The organism is Rathayibacter sp. AY1A3, assembly GCF_002930975.1.
Taxonomy (GTDB): Bacteria; Actinomycetota; Actinomycetes; order Actinomycetales; family Microbacteriaceae; genus Rathayibacter.
This window is the reverse complement of the sequence record NZ_PSTO01000017.1, coordinates 1-15,789: the sequence shown is the minus strand read 5'-3', so window position 1 is coordinate 15,789 and position 15,789 is coordinate 1. Positions and strand designations below refer to the sequence as shown.

The window sequence follows — 15,789 nt, the reverse complement described above, 5'->3', positions numbered from 1 at the left end:
AATGCGAGACGAGTCCGGCTCCGGCCGGGGGAGTCGCGTACGACGCAATAACAAGAGAGTGAGAGATCACACATGGCGGGACAGAAGATCCGCATCCGACTGAAGTCGTACGACCACGAGGTCATCGACACGTCGGCGCGCAAGATCGTCGACACGGTCACCCGTGCCGGTGCAACGGTGGTCGGCCCCGTGCCGCTGCCGACCGAGAAGAACGTGGTCTGCGTGATCCGTTCTCCTCACAAGTACAAGGACAGCCGCGAGCACTTCGAGATGCGCACCCACAAGCGCCTCATCGACATCATCGACCCGACGCCCAAGGCCGTCGACTCGCTCATGCGCCTCGACCTGCCGGCCGACGTCAACATCGAGATCAAGCTCTAAGGAGGAGTGCCACCATGTCTGTCACTGTTTCCCCCACGCTGAAGACCAGCAAGGGCCTCCTCGGCACCAAGCTCGGAATGACCCAGGTCTGGGACGAGAACAACAAGCTCGTGCCGGTCACCGTCATCGAGATCAGCCCCAACGTCGTGACCCAGGTCCGCACGGAGGAGAAGGACGGCTACACCGCCGTCCAGCTCGCCGCCGGTGCGATCGACCCGCGCAAGGTGAACAAGCCCGCCGCCGGTCACTTCGACGCCGCGGGCGTCACCCCCCGCCGCCACCTCACCGAGGTCCGCACCTCCGACGCCGCCGACTACTCGGCCGGCCAGGAGCTGACCGTGGACGCCGTCTTCGAGGCCGGCACCAAGGTCGACGTCGTCGGCACCAGCAAGGGCAAGGGCTTCGCCGGTGTCATGAAGCGTCACAACTTCAAGGGCGTCTCGGCTTCGCACGGTTCGCACCGCAACCACCGCAAGCCCGGCTCCATCGGCGCCTCCTCGACCCCCAGCCGTGTCTTCAAGGGCATGCGCATGGCCGGTCGCATGGGTGGCGAGCGCGTCACCGTGCTCAACCTCAAGGTGCACTCCGTGGACGCCGAGAAGGGCCTGCTGCTCGTCAAGGGCGCCGTCCCCGGTGCCCGCGGTCGCCTCGTGTTCGTTCGCAACGCCGTGAAGGGAGCGTAGTTCCATGGCTACCTCTGTCGACATCATCGACGTCAAGGGCCAGAAGGCGGGCTCGGTCGAGCTCCCCGCCGCGCTCTTCGACGTCCAGACCAACATCCCCCTCATCCACCAGGTCGTCGTAGCCCAGCTCGCCGCGGCGCGCCAGGGAACCCACAAGACGAAGAACCGCGGTGAGGTCTCCGGAGCCGGTCGCAAGCCGTTCAAGCAGAAGGGAACCGGTCGCGCTCGTCAGGGCTCGATCCGCGCCCCGCACATGACCGGTGGTGGCGTGGTCCACGGACCGACCCCCCGCAGCTACGCGCAGCGCACCCCCAAGAAGATGATCGCCGCTGCTCTGCTCGGCGCTCTCTCGGACCGCGCCCGCGGTGCCCGCATCCACGTGGTCGAGTCCCTCGCCCTCGGCGACACCCCCCGGACCAAGGACGTCCTCGTCCTGCTCGACGCCCTCTCGGTGTCGCGCAACGTCCTCGTGGTGCTCGAGCGCGACGACTACATCGCCGAGCTCTCGCTCCGCAACGTGCCGTTCGTGCACATCCTGCCGGCCGACCAGCTCAACGCGTACGACGTGCTCGTCTCCGACGACATCGTGTTCTCGAAGGGCGCGCTCGACGCGTTCATCGCGGCCAAGTCGGGCGTCGAGTCCAACAAGGAAGAGGTGAACGCATGAGCCAGTCCGCCGCGTTCAACAAGGACCCCCGCGACGTCATCATCTCCCCGGTGGTCTCGGAGAAGTCCTACGGCCTGATCGACGAGGGCAAGTACACCTTCGTGGTCGACCCGCGTTCGAACAAGACCGAGATCAAGCTCGCCATCGAGAAGATCTTCGGCGTCGAGGTCGCGTCGATCAACACGCTGAACCGCCAGGGCAAGACCCGCCGCACGAAGTTCGGCACCGGCAAGCGCAAGGACACCAAGCGCGCGATCGTCACGCTGAAGTCCGGGTCCATCGACATCTTCACGAGCGTCGGCTGAGCCGAAGAAGCGTAGAGGAAACAGACAATGGCTATTCGTAAGTACAAGCCCACGACCCCCGGTCGCCGCGGCTCCAGCGTTGCCGACTTCGCCGAGATCACCCGCTCGACGCCCGAGAAGTCGCTCCTGCGCCCGCTGTCCAAGACCGGTGGCCGCAACAACTCCGGCCGCATCACGACGCGTCACATCGGTGGTGGCCACAAGCGCCAGTACCGTCTGATCGACTTCCGTCGCAACGACAAGGACGGCGTCAACGCCAAGGTCGCTCACATCGAGTACGACCCCAACCGCACGGCGCGCATCGCGCTGCTCCACTTCGTGGACGGCACCAAGCGCTACATCCTGGCCCCGAACAAGCTCTCGCAGGGCGACGTCGTGGAGTCGGGCGCCGGCGCCGACATCAAGCCCGGCAACAACCTGCCGCTGCGCAACATCCCGACCGGTACGGTCATCCACGCCATCGAGATCAAGCCGGGAGGCGGCGCCAAGCTCGCCCGCTCGGCCGGCACCTCGGTCCGCCTCGTCGCCAAGGACGGCCCCTACGCGCAGCTCCGCCTGCCGTCGGGCGAGATCCGCAACGTCGACGCGCGCTGCCGCGCCACGATCGGCGAGGTCGGCAACGCCGAGCAGTCGAACATCAACTGGGGCAAGGCCGGCCGCATGCGCTGGAAGGGCGTCCGCCCGACCGTCCGCGGTGTCGCGATGAACCCGGTCGACCACCCGCACGGTGGTGGAGAGGGCAAGACCTCCGGTGGACGCCACCCGGTCAGCCCGTGGGGTCAGTCCGAGGGACGCACCCGTCGCCCCAACAAGGAGAGCGACAAGCTCATCGTTCGCCGCCGCACCGCCGGTAAGAAGCGCAAGTAGGAGTTGTAGAAGATGCCTCGCAGTCTCAAGAAGGGCCCCTTCGTTGACGACCACCTGCTCCGCAAGGTGTTCACGGCCAACGAAGCCGGCAACAAGAACGTCATCAAGACCTGGTCGCGCCGTTCGATGATCATCCCGGCGATGCTGGGTCACACCATCGCGGTCCACGACGGTCGCAAGCACATCCCCGTGTTCGTGACCGAGACCATGGTCGGCCACAAGCTCGGCGAGTTCGCCCCCACTCGGACCTTCCGCGGTCACGAGAAGGACGACAAGAAGGGCCGTCGCCGCTGACGCGGCGACGAGAAGGAGGAGAGAAATGGTGGAGTCGATCGCACGCGTGCGACACATCCGCGTCACCCCCCAGAAGGCTCGCCGTGTCGTGAACCTGATCCGCGGGAAGCAGGCTCAGGAGGCACTGGCCATCCTGAAGTTCGCGCCGCAGGGTGCGTCCGAGCCCGTCTACAAGCTCGTCGCCTCGGCGATGGCCAACGCTCGCGTCAAGGCCGATGCCTCGAACGAGTACCTCGACGACCAGGACCTGATCGTGTCCCGCGCCTTCGTCGATGAGGGAACCACCCTCAAGCGATTCCAGCCCCGTGCTCAGGGTCGTGCCTTCCGCATCAACAAGCGCACCAGCCACATCACCGTCGTGCTGGCCACTCCTGAGGAGGGGACCAAGTAATGGGTCAGAAAGTAAACCCCTACGGTTTCCGTCTGGGAATCACCACCGACCACGTGTCGCGCTGGTTCTCCGACAGCACCAAGAAGGGCCAGCGGTACAGCGACTACCTCGCCGAGGACGTCAAGATCCGCCGACTCCTCGCCACGCAGCTCGACCGTGCGGGCGTCGCCCGCATCGAGATCGAGCGCACCCGTGACCGCGTCCGCGTCGACATCCACACCGCCCGCCCGGGCATCGTGATCGGCCGCCGCGGCGCCGAGGCCGAGCGCATCCGCGCCGACCTCGAGAAGCTGACGGGCAAGCAGATCCAGCTGAACATCCTCGAGGTCAAGAACCCCGAGGCCGAGGCGCAGCTGGTCGCCCAGGGCATCGCCGAGCAGCTCTCCGCCCGCGTGGCCTTCCGCCGCGCGATGCGCAAGGGCCTGCAGGGTGCTCAGCGCGCCGGCGCCAAGGGCGTCCGCATCCAGGTCTCCGGCCGCCTCGGCGGCGCCGAGATGAGCCGCTCGGAGTTCTACCGCGAGGGACGCGTGCCGCTGCACACCCTCCGCGCGAACATCGACTACGGCTTCTACGAGGCGAAGACCACCTTCGGCCGCATCGGCGTGAAGGTCTGGATCTACAAGGGCGACATCACCAACAAGGAGCTCGCCCGCGAGCAGGCGAACAGCAAGTCGTCGCGCCCCGAGCGCAGCGACCGTCCGCGCCGTGCACCCCGCCAGCAGAGCGAGGCGCCCGTCGCAGCAGGAGTTGAGGCATAACCATGTTGATTCCGCGTCGAGTCAAGCACCGCAAGCAGCACCACCCGGGCCGGTCCGGCCAGGCCACCGGTGGCACCAAGGTGTCGTTCGGTGAGTTCGGCATCCAGGCCCTCACCCCCGCCTACGTGACCAACCGTCAGATCGAGTCCGCTCGTATCGCGATGACGCGTCACATCAAGCGCGGCGGAAAGGTGTGGATCAACATCTACCCCGACCGTCCGCTCACCAAGAAGCCTGCCGAGACCCGCATGGGTTCCGGTAAGGGCTCGCCGGAGTGGTGGGTCGCGAACGTCAAGCCGGGTCGCGTCCTCTTCGAGGTCGCCGGCGTCGACGAGCAGCTCGCTCGTGAGGCCATGACCCGTGCCATCCACAAGCTGCCCCTCAAGGCACGCATCATCAAGCGCGAGGAGGGAGACGCGTAATGGCGATCGGATCCAAGGAGCTCGCCCCCGCCGAGCTCGACACCTACGAGGACGAGCGTCTCGTCACCGAGCTGAAGAAGGCCAAGGAGGAGCTGTTCAACCTCCGCTTCCAGTCGGCCACCGGTCAGCTGGACACCAACGGCCGCCTGCGTGCCGTCAAGCGCGACATCGCCCGCATCTACACGGTCATCCGTGAGCGCGAGCTGGGCATCCGCGCCACCCCCGCACCCGTCGAGGCCCCGGCCAAGGCGGAGAAGAAGCCCAAGACCAAGAAGGCCGCCAAGGCCGAGGTCGAGGCGACCGAGTCGAACGAGGAGGCCAAGTAATGGCAACCGTCAATGACAGCGCCGGCCACGAGTCGGCCGCCCACGACGTGAAGGAGGCGGGCGCTCGCGGATACCGCAAGACCCGTCGCGGCTACGTCACCAGCGACAAGATGGACAAGACCATCGTCGTCGAGGTCGAGGACCGGGTGAAGCACCCGCTGTACGGCAAGGTCATCCGCCGTACGTCCAAGGTCAAGGTCCACGACGAGCTGAACTCCGCCGGCATCGGCGACTCCGTCGTCATCAGCGAGACCCGTCCCCTCAGCGCCACCAAGCGCTGGCGCCTGGTCGAGATCCTCGAGAAGGCCAAGTAGGCCGCGGCCTACTTGAGTTAGCAGGAGAGACACATGCTTCAGCAAGAATCCCGAGTCAAGGTCGCCGACAACACCGGCGCCAAGATGCTCCTCACCATCCGCGTCCTCGGAGGCTCCGGCCGCCGCTACGCGGGCCTCGGTGACATCATCGTCGCCACCGTCAAGGACGCGATCCCCGGTGGCAACGTGAAGAAGGGCGACGTGGTCAAGGCCGTCATCGTCCGCACCATCAAGCAGACCCGTCGCGCCGACGGTTCGTACATCAAGTTCGACGAGAACGCCGCCGTCATCCTCAAGAACGACGGGGACCCCCGTGGCACCCGCATCTTCGGACCGGTCGGTCGCGAGCTCCGCGACAAGAAGTTCATGAAGATCGTCTCGCTGGCACCGGAGGTTATCTAGTCATGGCCAAGATCAAGAAGGGTGACCTCGTCCAGGTCATCTCGGGCGCTACCCAGGCCCGCGGTGGAGACCGCGGCAAGCAGGGCAAGGTCCTCGAGGTGCTGGTCGAGCGCAACCGCGTCGTCGTCGAGGGCGTGAACTTCGTCAAGAAGCACGTCCGCGTCGGCCAGACGCAGCGCGGCTCGAAGGAGGGCGGCATCGAGACCGTCGAGGCCTCGATCCACATCTCCAACGTCGCGCTCGTCGACCCGAAGACCAAGAAGCCGACCCGGGTCGGCCACCGCAACGTGGCCGTCACCAAGGACGGCGTGACCAAGACCGTTCGCGTGCGCTACGCGAAGGCGTCGGGTGAGGAACTGTAATGACTGACACCACCGCAGTGGCTGCGAAGGTTCAGCCGCGGCTCAAGGCCAAGTACCAGGCCGACATCATCCCCGCTCTCAAGGAGCAGTTCGGCTTCGGCAACGTCCACCAGGTCCCCGGCCTGGTCAAGGTCGTCGTCAACACCGGTGTCGGTGAGGCCGCCCGCGACGGCAAGATCATCGACGGCGCGGTCAAGGACCTCACCGCCATCACCGGTCAGAAGCCGCAGGTCACCAAGGCCCGCAAGTCCATCGCGCAGTTCAAGCTGCGCGAGGGCCAGGCCATCGGCGCTCACGTCACCCTCCGGGGCGACCGCGCCTGGGAGTTCCTGGACCGCCTGCTCTCGGTGGCGCTGCCCCGCATCCGCGACTTCCGCGGGCTGTCGGACCGCCAGTTCGACGGCAACGGCAACTACACCTTCGGCATCACGGAGCAGTCGATCTTCCACGAGATCGACCAGGACCGCATCGACCGCGTCCGCGGCTTCGACGTGACCGTCGTGACCACCGCCAAGACCGACGACGAGGGTCGCGCGCTGCTCAAGCAGCTCGGCTTCCCGTTCAAGTCGTCGGACAACGCGTAAGCAGCAAGCCTCGAGGCCGGGGGACGGTGAGAACCGCCCTCCGGCCTCGTCGTGCGTCCGCCGCCGGACCGGTCCGTCCGGAGCCGGCGGCGGGCGCCACGCGGGATCCCCGGATCCCGTGCACGATCGGCCCTCGACCGCAGGACCTCGGCCATGTAGCATGGCTCGTTGGCCTGCGTTCGCGCGGCCGCATGGGCGTCGACGTCGTCGGCGCCGTCCCACACCACAGGTCGTCACTCTTGTAAAGGGTGCCGAAACCAGGCGAGAAAGGCACCATCAGCCATGACCATGACTGATCCGGTCGCAGATCTGCTGACCAGAATCCGTAACGCGAACTCCGCGCACCACGACTCCATCACCCTCCCGGGCTCGAAGCTCAAGGCGAACATCGCCGAGATCCTCAAGACCGAGGGCTACATCGCCGACTGGAAGGTCGAGGAGGCGCGCGTCGGCACGACGCTCTCCATCTCCCTCAAGTACGGCCCGAACCGCGAGCGCTCGATCGCCGGCATCAAGCGGGTCTCGAAGCCCGGACTCCGCGTGTACGCGAAGTCGGCCGAGATCCCGACCGTGCTCGGCGGCCTCGGCGTCGCCATCCTGTCCACCTCGAGCGGTCTCCTGACCGACCGCCAGGCCGAGAAGAAGGGCGTGGGTGGGGAAGTCCTCGCCTACGTGTGGTAACCCCTCATGTCGCGTATTGGAAGACTCCCCATCGAGATCCCGGCGGGCGTCGACGTCTCCGTCGCCGGATCCGCTGTGACCGTCAAGGGCCCCAAGGGCGAGCTGACCGTCTCGGTCGCCAGCCCCATCCAGGTGTCCGTCGAGAACGGCCAGGTGCTGGTCTCGCGTCCCGATGACGAGCGCGAGTCGCGCTCGCTCCACGGCCTCACCCGCACGCTCATCGCGAACGACATCATCGGTGTCACGCAGGGCTACTCCAAGGGCCTCGAGGTCGTCGGAACCGGTTACCGCGTGCTGGCGAAGGGCTCGGACATCGAGTTCGCGCTCGGCTTCTCGCACCCGGTCGTCGTCACCCCGCCCGCGGGCATCTCGTTCACGGTCGAGGGCAACAACAAGCTCACCGTGCACGGCATCTCGAAGCAGGCCGTCGGTGAGGTGGCCGCCAACATTCGTAAGATCCGCAAGCCCGAGCCCTACAAGGGCAAGGGCGTGCGCTACGCCGGCGAGGTCGTTCGCCGCAAGGCCGGAAAGAGCGGTAAGTGATCATGGGACTCGGAACCAGAGGAAAGAGCAAGTCCGCTGCGCGCGGTCGTCGTCACGACCGTCTGCGCAAGAAGGTCGTCGGATCCGCCGAGCGCCCCCGCCTCGTCGTCAACCGCTCGGCCCGCCACGTCTTCGTGCAGGTCGTCGACGACGCTCAGGGCCGCACCCTCGCGTCGGCGTCGACCCTCGAGGCCGACCTGCGCGTGTTCGACGGCGACAAGACCGCCAAGGCCCGCAAGGTCGGCGAGCTCGTCGCCGAGCGCGCCAAGAACGCCGGTGTCGAGGCGGTCGTCTTCGACCGCGGAGGCAACAAGTACGCCGGTCGCGTCGCCGCGATCGCCGATGGAGCACGAGAGGCAGGGCTCAACCTGTGAGCGCCGCAGAGAACAAGGAACCCGAGGTCGCCGCTGTGTCGGAGGCCCCCGTCGAGACCGCTGCGTCCACGCAGCCGCAGCAGGAGGCTCGTGAGCCCCGCCGCGGCGGCCGCGACCGCAACCAGGGTGGCCGCGACCGCGGTGGCCGTGACGCCGAGAAGAGCCAGTTCCTCGAGCGCGTCGTGACCATCAACCGCGTGTCGAAGGTCGTCAAGGGCGGCCGTCGCTTCAGCTTCACCGCGCTCGTGGTCGTCGGAGACGGCAACGGACTGGTGGGCGTCGGCTACGGCAAGGCCCGCGAGGTCCCGACCGCCATCTCCAAGGGCGTCGAGGAGGCGAAGAAGAACTTCTTCCGCGTCCCCCGCGTCGCCTCGACCATCCCGCACCCCGTCCAGGGTGAGGCCGCCGCCGGTGTGGTGCTCCTGCGCCCCGCCGCCGCGGGTACCGGTGTCATCGCCGGCGGTCCCGTCCGCGCCGTCCTCGAGTGCGCCGGCATCCACGACGTCCTGAGCAAGTCGCTCGGCTCGTCGAACACCATCAACATCGTCCACGCGACCGTCGAGGCTCTGAAGCAGCTCGAGGAGCCGCGCGCCGTCGCCGCTCGTCGTGGTCTCGACTTCGACCAGGTCGCGCCGGCACGTCTCGTCCGTGCCGAGGCCGACGCCCTCGCCGCCGCGTCCAACGCGAAGGCAGGTGCCTGATGGCCCAGCTCAAGGTGACCCAGATCAAGTCGAAGGTCAGCGAGAAGCAGTACCAGCGCGACACGCTGCGCTCGCTCGGCCTCAGGAAGATCGGTCAGAGCGTCGTCCGCGAGGACAACGCCCAGAACCGCGGATACGTGAAGACCGTCGCCCACCTGGTGAAGGTCGAGGAGATTGACTAATGGCTGAGACGAAGAAGGCCGCCGCCGCGGAGTCCACGACTCCCGCGCAGGCGACCACCACGAAGGGCGCGGCGGCGCCGGCGACCAAGGAGCACGTGCTCAAGGTCCACCACCTCCGCCCCGCTGCCGGAGCCAAGAAGGCCAAGACCCGCGTGGGTCGCGGTGAGGGCTCCAAGGGAAAGACCGCCGGTCGCGGCACCAAGGGCACCAAGGCCCGCTACCAGGTGCGAGTCGGCTTCGAGGGTGGGCAGATGCCGCTGCACATGCGCACCCCGAAGCTGCGCGGCTTCAAGAACCCGTTCCGGGTCGAGTACCAGGTCGTGAACCTGTCCGCTCTCGCGGAGCTCTACCCCCAAGGCGGCGACGTCACCATCGGCGACCTGGTCGCCAAGGGTGCTGTCCGCAAGAACGAGAAGGTCAAAGTCCTCGGGGACGGCGACATTGCGGTTAAGCTGAACGTCGCGGTCGACAAGGTCTCCAGCTCTGCCGAGCAGAAGATCGTCGCTGCGGGCGGATCCATCAAGTAGCACCAGCAGCTTGTCGGTCGAGCTTGCCACGCCGACTCCCTCCGGGAGCGCGTGGCAAGCTCGACCTGTATCCCGCACCACAGAATTGAGCAGGAGACCTTAGGTAGTGTTTGGCGCCGTTGCGCGGATCTTCCGCACCCCCGACCTCCGCCGCAAGATCGGCTTCACCCTCGCGATCGTGGCGATCTTCCGGCTGGGATCCTTCATCCCTGCTCCGTTCGTCGACTTCAGCGCCGTGCAGGCCTGTCTCGCCGGCAACCAGGGCACCTCGGGTCTCTACGAGCTCGTGAACCTCTTCAGCGGTGGAGCACTGCTCCAGCTGTCGATCTTCGCGCTCGGGATCATGCCGTACATCACGGCGTCGATCATCGTGCAGCTGCTGCGCGTGGTCATCCCTCACTTCGAGACCCTGTACAAGGAGGGGCAGTCCGGTCAGGGCAAGCTCACCCAGTACACGCGGTACCTCACCATCGCGCTCGGCGTCCTCCAGTCGACGACGCTGATCACCGTCGCCCGCTCGGGCGCCCTCTTCGGCAACTCCGGCGTCCCGGAGTGCTCGGCGCTCATCATCACCGACGAGTGGTACTCCATCCTCCTCATGGTCATCACCATGACCGCGGGCACCGGGATCATCATGTGGATGGGCGAGCTCATCACCGAGCGCGGCATCGGCAACGGCATGTCGCTGCTGATCTTCACCTCGATCGCCGCCCAGTTCCCCACCTCCCTGTGGTCGATCGCGCAGTCGCGCGGCTTCGAGACCTTCCTCCTCGTCCTCGGCGTGGGCCTCGTGCTCGTGGTCGCCGTGGTCTTCGTGGAGCAGTCTCAGCGGCGGATCCCCGTGCAGTACGCCAAGCGGATGGTCGGCCGCCGCACCTACGGCGGCAACAACACCTACATCCCGATCAAGGTCAACATGGCCGGCGTCGTGCCCGTCATCTTCGCCTCGTCGCTGCTGTACCTGCCCGCGCTCATCGCGCAGTTCAACCAGCCCGCCGCTGGCCAGGAGGCCCCGGTCTGGGTCACCTGGATCACGAACTACCTCACCAAGGGCGATCACCCGCTCTACATGGCGCTGTACTTCCTCCTGATCGTGGGCTTCACCTACTTCTACGTCGCGATCACCTTCAACCCGGACGAGGTCGCCGACAACATGAAGCGCTACGGCGGCTTCATCCCCGGCATCCGCGCCGGCCGCCCGACCGCCGAGTACCTCAACTACGTGCTCACCCGGGTGACGCTGCCCGGATCGGTCTACCTCGGCCTCATCGCGCTCGTGCCCCTCGTGGCCCTCGCGCTGGTCGGTGCGAACCAGAACTTCCCCTTCGGCGGCACGTCCATCCTGATCATCGTCGGAGTCGGCCTGGAGACGGTGAAGCAGATCGACTCCCAGCTGCAGCAGCGCCACTACGAAGGACTCCTCCGATGACGTCGCACCCGATCGGCTTCCGTCTCCTGCTGATCGGCCCTCCCGGCGCAGGCAAGGGGACCCAGGCCGCTCGGCTGAGCGACATCCTCCGGGTGCCCGCCATCTCGACCGGGGACATCTTCCGCGCGAACGTCGCCAACGAGACCGACCTCGGTCTCCAGGCGAAGGCCTACCTCGACAACGGGCGCTACGTGCCGGACGAGCTGACCAACGCGATCGTGCACGACCGCCTCCAGGAGGCGGACGCGTCGACCGGGTTCCTGCTCGACGGCTACCCGCGCACCACGGAGCAGGTCGACGAGCTCGACCGCATCCTCGCAGCGGACGACAACCGGCTCGATGCGGTCGTCCAGCTGACGGCCGATCCCGACGAGGTCGTCGGCCGCCTTCTCAAGCGCTCGCTCGAGCAGGGGCGCAGCGACGACACCGAGGACGTCATCCGGCGCCGACTCGCGCTCTACGAGGAGCAGACCGCTCCGCTCATCGACGTCTACGCGGCCCGCGGGCTCGTGGTCGTGGTCGACGGCCTCGGGCCGGTCGACGAGGTGACCGAGCGGATCGTCGTCGCCCTCGAGGGCCACCGCGTGGGCCGCCTCGACACGCCGGCCGCCTGAGCCGTGGCGTTCCGCTCCTCGCTCTACAAGACGCCCGCGCAGCTGCGGTCGATGCTCGCTCCGGGCCTCGCCACGGCCGCCTCGCTCGATGCGGTCCGCGCGGCGATCCGCCCGGGCGTCACCACGCTCGAGCTCGACGCGATCGCCGAGTCGGCGATCGTCGCACTCGGCGGCCACTCGAACTTCCAGCTCGTCCCGGGCTACCGGCACACGATCTGCGCCTCGGTCAACGACGAGGTGGTCCACGGCATCCCCGGCGGGCGCGTGCTCGAGCCGGGCGACCTGGTCTCCATCGACAGCGGCGCCGAGATCGACGGCTGGAACGGCGACTCCGCGATGACGGTGGTCCTGCCCGATCCCTCCCGCCCGGAGGAGGTCGCGGCACGAGCCGAGCTCTCGCGGGTGACCGAGGGATCCCTGTGGCGGGGGATCGCCGCCCTCGCCTCCGCCCGCCATCTCAACGAGGTCGGCGCGGCGATCGAGGAGTACATCGAGGACGAGGCCGAGCGCTCGGGCCGCGTCTACGGCATCCTCACCGACTACATCGGCCACGGCATCGGGCGCACCATGCACGAGGCTCCGCCGGTCTTCAACTACCGGGTGCGTCAGCGCGGCCCCGAGGTGAAGCCGGGACTCGTCGTCGCGATCGAGCCGATGGTCACCGCGGGCAGCGCCGAGACCTTCGTCCGCGAGGACGAGTGGACGGTCGCGACCGAGGACAGCAGCATGGCCGCCCACTGGGAGCACTCCGTCGCCGTGCACCACGACGGCATCTGGGTCACCACGCTCGCCGACGGCGGCGCGGCCGGCCTCGCCCCCTACGGGATCGTGCCGACGCCCTTCGCCTGACTCGACGACGCGCAGGGGTGGGGCCGGTCCGATGCGGAGGGAGGGTGCTGTCGTCCTCTCGCGACTGGCTCGGGTCTGGCGGGCGCCCGCAGGGCGCGGGATGGCGCGAGAGGACGACAGCACCCTCTCGATCCCTGTCTGAGCGGACAGTCAGCTGTCGATCACCCGCACCAGCTCCTCGATGAAGCCGCCGAAGTCCGTGGAGCGCCGGATGAGGCGCTGCACCTCCGCCCGGTCGGCGAACACCTCGACGAACTGGTCGAACACCGACTGGAAGGTGCTGCGGCCGGCCGAGGCGAACGCGATCATCGCGATCACGTTCACCCGCTGCTCGCCCCACTCCATCGCGGTGTCGTTCACGACGATCGCGATGGAGGTGCGGCGGGCGCTCATCGCCATCGCGTGCGGGACCGCGAGGTTGTCGGTGAACGCCGTGGAGCTCATCCGCTCGCGCTCGATGGCGCCGTCGACGTAGTCCTCGTCGATGATGCCGCCGGCGATCATCCGCTCGCCCAGCATCCGGATCATCGCCGCCTCGTCGCGCGCGTGCACGTTGCGGAAGAACAGCTCCTCGTCGAAGAACTGCAGCAGCTCGTCCTTGATCTGCGCGCGGCGGCGGTGCCGGCGGACGCGGGCGATGGCGCGGCGCACCGTCTCGACGTCGTGGTCGGTGAGGAACGGCTGCACCACCACGACGTCGTCGGACGCGGGACGCTCGTCGATCGTGGTGATCACGAGGTCGGCGGTGAGACGGTCCCAGTCGACGTCGCTCCGCGTGATCAGCGAGCGCACCTCCACCTCCGTGCCGAGCGAGCGCTCGACGCGCAGGCGCAGCATGTGCGCGAGGTCGTAGTAGTTGGGGCAGACGATCACGCAGGACAGACGCTCCTCCCGCCGGGACACCCGCTCGAGGAACGAGCCGACGTGGAGGGCGATGTAGGCGATCTCGTCCTCGTTGACCACGATGCCCCGCCGGCGCTGCAGCCCGCTCGCCAGGAACACCGCGATCTCGTAGGTCATCGGGTAGCTGGTCTTGATCGAGCGGGTGAGCGGGTTGCGAGAGTAACCGCCTTCGGCGGCCCGGGCGATCAGGTTCCGCACGTGCAGGGCGAGGCGGACGATGAAGCCCTCGTCGTCGAGGTCGACCAGGTACTCGCGGTTGACGTCGGCGACGAGCTCGCGGACGACGGCGAGGTCCTCCGGGTCGAGGTAGTTCTCGACCACGGCGGCGACCGGCTCGTTCTGCCCGGGCGTCGCCACCCGCGTCGTCATCAGGATCGCGAGCTGGGCGAGCTCGGCGTCGGTCAGGCGCGTCGCGAAGTGCCGCTCCACCAGCTCCGCCAGCAGGGCCGCGAGCTCGCCGTGGATCGCGGGGGAGGGGCGGGAGCCGGAGGGGTCCCCGATGCCCCGGGCGACGCGGTCGACGGCGATCGCGATGTGGAGGAGGACGCTGTTCACGCCGTAGTCGTTGATGTAGTAGCCGCGGGTCTCGAGCTCGGCCAGCAGCTCGGTCTTGAAGGCGCCGAGGCCGGGGGAGGCGAACTCGCGCTGGACGTCGTCGAGCGTGAAGACGCCCTGCGCGCTCTCGTCGCGGAACATCCGCGAGATCAGGCGGCGGCGGGCCTCCTCGCTGCCCTCGAGGCGCACCGACGGGCCGCGCCGGACCAGCCCGAGGCCGGCCTCGTCGGCGAGGGCCTTCACCCGGCGCAGATCGGCGTCGACGGTCGACTCGCTCACCGACAGCGCGTCGGCGAGGGCGAAGACGTCCAGGCCCTCGTCGGAGTCGACCAGGCGGCGGACGATGCTGTACAGCCGGTCACGCGGGGTGTCGGGCTCGATGTCGCGGCTGCGCTGCGCCTCCAGGTAGGCCGCGTACGCCTCGCGCGCGAGCCGGTAGCCGTTCGCGGAGGACTCGACCGGCTCCAGCGGGGCGGCCTGCGCCTTCACCGCGGTGACGTAGCTCCGGACGCTGCGGGTGGTGACTCCGAGCCTGTCGGCGAGCTCGTGCGCCGTCACCCAGCCGTCGGCGCGGGAGAGGTACTCCAGCAGGCGTTCGCGGTTGTCAGGCATCAGGCTCCAGGCGTGCGGTCGGGGCGGGCGCCGGGAGCGCCACGACCCTGCCGCGGGCCCGCAGGACGCGGGCGGCGAGTCGTACGTCCCGTCAGTCAATCACCCCGGCGACGCGCCCGGGAGCCCCCGCGCCGCGGGTGGAAGGGGCCGTCTTCCGCCCCCGCGGAAGATTGTCTGCTGGAGGATGCCGCCCCTCCGAGGGGATGCTTGGATGAATCACGACCCGGACGCGAGGAGGCGAACGAGGTGCGGAAGATCCTGATCGTCTGCGGTGCAGGCGCGTCGAGCACGTTCCTGGCCCACCGGCTGCGAGCGGGCGCGAAGGAGCGCGGCATGGATGCCGTGTTCCGCTCCGAGACCCTCACCGGTCTCGACCACTCCCTCCCCGAGGCCGACGTCCTCCTCGTGGGGCCGCACCTCGAGTCGCAGTTCGACGGACTCCGCCACCGTGCGGAGCTCGTGGGAGCCGCGGCCGCCCTCCTCCCGCCCGATGTCTTCGGAGCGCACGGTGCCGATGCCGTGCTCGAGACCCTGCCCGTCCTCTTCGCCGCTCGCGCGGTCGTCGCAGGCGCGGACGGGGACTCCTCCACCCGCCCGGTCCGTCCGGGCGAGCCCGACTCCGGGCACCACTGATGCAGTCGCGACTGCAGGATCAAGGAGAAACGTTCATGGTCGAGCGCACCGTGCAGGTTGCATCGTCGAAGGGCCTCCACGCCCGCCCCGCCTCGCTCTTCAGCCAGGCCGCGGCGAAGTCGGGTCAGAAGGTCCTCGTCGCCAAGGGCGACGCGACCCCGGTCAACGCCGCCTCGATCCTCGGGATCATCTCGCTCGGCATCGAGCACGGCGACGAGCTCACCGTCAGCGTCGAGGGCGACAACGAGCAGGCCGTGCTCGAGGAGCTCGCGACCTTCCTCACCACCGACCACGACGCGTGACGCGGAGCGTCACGCAAGGCGGCCGGCCCCGGCGCCCACGGCGCCGGTAGCCGCGGCAGCCCCTGGAGCGTGACGGCGACTCTCACCGGTCGCATCAGGCGCCTGCGAGACCCGGCCCCGCCCTCTGC

At 68.3% G+C, this 15,789-nt stretch carries 26 protein-coding genes; 25 read left to right on the top strand and 1 reads right to left on the bottom strand.

The window, feature by feature from the left end; genetic code table 11:
• The first annotated feature begins 72 nt into the window (after positions 1–72).
• The 23 genes from rpsJ (at position 73) to map (ending at position 12,656) form a co-directional block, all read left to right on the top strand.
• Positions 73–381: a 30S ribosomal protein S10 gene (gene rpsJ / locus C5C10_RS09700; RefSeq protein WP_005050520.1), complete on the top strand. Its 309-nt coding sequence runs from the start codon at positions 73–75 to the stop codon at positions 379–381.
• 14 nt (positions 382–395) lie between these two features.
• Positions 396–1,064 (top strand): 50S ribosomal protein L3, encoded by a 669-nt coding sequence (gene rplC, locus C5C10_RS09695; RefSeq protein WP_104224566.1) that lies wholly within the window; start codon positions 396–398, stop codon positions 1,062–1,064.
• Positions 1,065–1,068: 4 nt separating this feature from the next.
• Entirely contained in the window at positions 1,069–1,731 is a 663-nt protein-coding gene (gene rplD, locus C5C10_RS09690) for a 50S ribosomal protein L4 (RefSeq protein ID WP_104224565.1), read from the top strand.
• The gene (gene rplW / locus C5C10_RS09685) at positions 1,728–2,036 is read left to right on the top strand and encodes a 50S ribosomal protein L23 (RefSeq protein WP_068209445.1); all 309 of its coding nucleotides are present in this window, start codon (positions 1,728–1,730) and stop codon (positions 2,034–2,036) included. The genes rplD and rplW overlap by 4 nt, the downstream gene beginning before the upstream one ends.
• A 27-nt stretch (positions 2,037–2,063) precedes the next feature.
• Positions 2,064–2,903, top strand: coding sequence for a 50S ribosomal protein L2 (gene rplB / locus C5C10_RS09680; protein ID WP_068251462.1), 840 nt, complete (start codon positions 2,064–2,066; stop codon positions 2,901–2,903).
• Between the two features lie 12 nt (positions 2,904–2,915).
• Positions 2,916–3,197 carry a 30S ribosomal protein S19 gene (gene rpsS, locus C5C10_RS09675; RefSeq protein ID WP_055787078.1) on the top strand — a complete coding sequence of 94 codons (282 nt, stop codon included), beginning with the start codon at positions 2,916–2,918 and terminating at the stop codon, positions 3,195–3,197.
• Positions 3,198–3,222: 25 nt separating this feature from the next.
• On the top strand, positions 3,223–3,588 hold the full coding sequence (gene rplV, locus C5C10_RS09670) for a 50S ribosomal protein L22 (protein ID WP_077221988.1): 366 nt from the start codon (positions 3,223–3,225) through the stop codon (positions 3,586–3,588).
• A complete protein-coding gene (gene rpsC, locus C5C10_RS09665) occupies positions 3,588–4,346 on the top strand; it encodes a 30S ribosomal protein S3 (protein ID WP_068209439.1) in 759 nt (252 codons plus the stop codon). Before rplV ends, rpsC begins: the two co-directional genes overlap by 1 nt.
• A gap of 2 nt (positions 4,347–4,348) precedes the next feature.
• Positions 4,349–4,768 (top strand): 50S ribosomal protein L16, encoded by a 420-nt coding sequence (rplP, locus tag C5C10_RS09660; protein ID WP_068209436.1) that lies wholly within the window; start codon positions 4,349–4,351, stop codon positions 4,766–4,768.
• Positions 4,768–5,094, top strand: coding sequence for a 50S ribosomal protein L29 (gene rpmC / locus C5C10_RS09655; protein ID WP_104224564.1), 327 nt, complete (start codon positions 4,768–4,770; stop codon positions 5,092–5,094). The genes rplP and rpmC overlap by 1 nt, the downstream gene beginning before the upstream one ends.
• Complete coding sequence (gene rpsQ, locus C5C10_RS09650) at positions 5,094–5,408, top strand: 30S ribosomal protein S17 (RefSeq protein WP_104224563.1); 315 nt, start codon at positions 5,094–5,096, stop codon at positions 5,406–5,408. Before rpmC ends, rpsQ begins: the two co-directional genes overlap by 1 nt.
• A 33-nt stretch (positions 5,409–5,441) precedes the next feature.
• A complete protein-coding gene (rplN, locus tag C5C10_RS09645) occupies positions 5,442–5,810 on the top strand; it encodes a 50S ribosomal protein L14 (RefSeq protein ID WP_104224562.1) in 369 nt (122 codons plus the stop codon).
• A 2-nt stretch (positions 5,811–5,812) separates the two neighbouring features.
• The gene (rplX, locus tag C5C10_RS09640; RefSeq protein WP_104224561.1) at positions 5,813–6,172 is read left to right on the top strand and encodes a 50S ribosomal protein L24; all 360 of its coding nucleotides are present in this window, start codon (positions 5,813–5,815) and stop codon (positions 6,170–6,172) included.
• Positions 6,172–6,756, top strand: coding sequence for a 50S ribosomal protein L5 (rplE, locus tag C5C10_RS09635; protein WP_068209425.1), 585 nt, complete (start codon positions 6,172–6,174; stop codon positions 6,754–6,756). The genes rplX and rplE overlap by 1 nt, the downstream gene beginning before the upstream one ends.
• Before the next feature lie 282 nt (positions 6,757–7,038).
• The gene (gene rpsH / locus C5C10_RS09630; protein ID WP_068209423.1) at positions 7,039–7,437 is read left to right on the top strand and encodes a 30S ribosomal protein S8; all 399 of its coding nucleotides are present in this window, start codon (positions 7,039–7,041) and stop codon (positions 7,435–7,437) included.
• Between the two features lie 6 nt (positions 7,438–7,443).
• Positions 7,444–7,980, top strand: a complete 537-nt coding sequence (rplF, locus tag C5C10_RS09625; protein ID WP_104224560.1) for a 50S ribosomal protein L6 — start codon at positions 7,444–7,446, stop codon at positions 7,978–7,980.
• A gap of 2 nt (positions 7,981–7,982) precedes the next feature.
• Positions 7,983–8,354, top strand: coding sequence for a 50S ribosomal protein L18 (gene rplR, locus C5C10_RS09620; RefSeq protein WP_056037296.1), 372 nt, complete (start codon positions 7,983–7,985; stop codon positions 8,352–8,354).
• The gene (gene rpsE / locus C5C10_RS09615; RefSeq protein WP_104224559.1) at positions 8,351–9,055 is read left to right on the top strand and encodes a 30S ribosomal protein S5; all 705 of its coding nucleotides are present in this window, start codon (positions 8,351–8,353) and stop codon (positions 9,053–9,055) included. Before rplR ends, rpsE begins: the two co-directional genes overlap by 4 nt.
• Positions 9,055–9,237: a 50S ribosomal protein L30 gene (gene rpmD / locus C5C10_RS09610; protein ID WP_181024623.1), complete on the top strand. Its 183-nt coding sequence runs from the start codon at positions 9,055–9,057 to the stop codon at positions 9,235–9,237. The genes rpsE and rpmD overlap by 1 nt, the downstream gene beginning before the upstream one ends.
• Positions 9,237–9,764, top strand: coding sequence for a 50S ribosomal protein L15 (gene rplO / locus C5C10_RS09605; RefSeq protein WP_104226755.1), 528 nt, complete (start codon positions 9,237–9,239; stop codon positions 9,762–9,764). Before rpmD ends, rplO begins: the two co-directional genes overlap by 1 nt.
• A 106-nt stretch (positions 9,765–9,870) precedes the next feature.
• Positions 9,871–11,193, top strand: coding sequence for a preprotein translocase subunit SecY (secY, locus tag C5C10_RS09600; RefSeq protein WP_104224557.1), 1,323 nt, complete (start codon positions 9,871–9,873; stop codon positions 11,191–11,193).
• Positions 11,190–11,807, top strand: a complete 618-nt coding sequence (locus tag C5C10_RS09595; protein WP_181065530.1) for an adenylate kinase — start codon at positions 11,190–11,192, stop codon at positions 11,805–11,807. The genes secY and C5C10_RS09595 overlap by 4 nt, the downstream gene beginning before the upstream one ends.
• A gap of 3 nt (positions 11,808–11,810) precedes the next feature.
• Entirely contained in the window at positions 11,811–12,656 is an 846-nt protein-coding gene (map, locus tag C5C10_RS09590) for a type I methionyl aminopeptidase (RefSeq protein ID WP_104255704.1), read from the top strand.
• Positions 12,657–12,806: 150 nt separating this feature from the next.
• Here the strand turns inward: map and C5C10_RS09585 are convergent, their stop codons facing one another.
• Positions 12,807–14,726, bottom strand: coding sequence for a BglG family transcription antiterminator (locus C5C10_RS09585; protein WP_104274340.1), 1,920 nt, complete (start codon positions 14,724–14,726; stop codon positions 12,807–12,809).
• 207 nt (positions 14,727–14,933) lie between these two features.
• Between C5C10_RS09585 and C5C10_RS09580 the strand changes: the two genes are divergently transcribed.
• Both C5C10_RS09580 and C5C10_RS09575 read left to right on the top strand, forming a co-directional pair.
• Positions 14,934–15,359 carry a PTS sugar transporter subunit IIB gene (locus tag C5C10_RS09580; protein ID WP_181065531.1) on the top strand — a complete coding sequence of 142 codons (426 nt, stop codon included), beginning with the start codon at positions 14,934–14,936 and terminating at the stop codon, positions 15,357–15,359.
• Between the two features lie 35 nt (positions 15,360–15,394).
• Positions 15,395–15,661: an HPr family phosphocarrier protein gene (locus C5C10_RS09575; RefSeq protein WP_104224553.1), complete on the top strand. Its 267-nt coding sequence runs from the start codon at positions 15,395–15,397 to the stop codon at positions 15,659–15,661.
• The last annotated feature ends 128 nt before the right edge of the window (positions 15,662–15,789 follow it).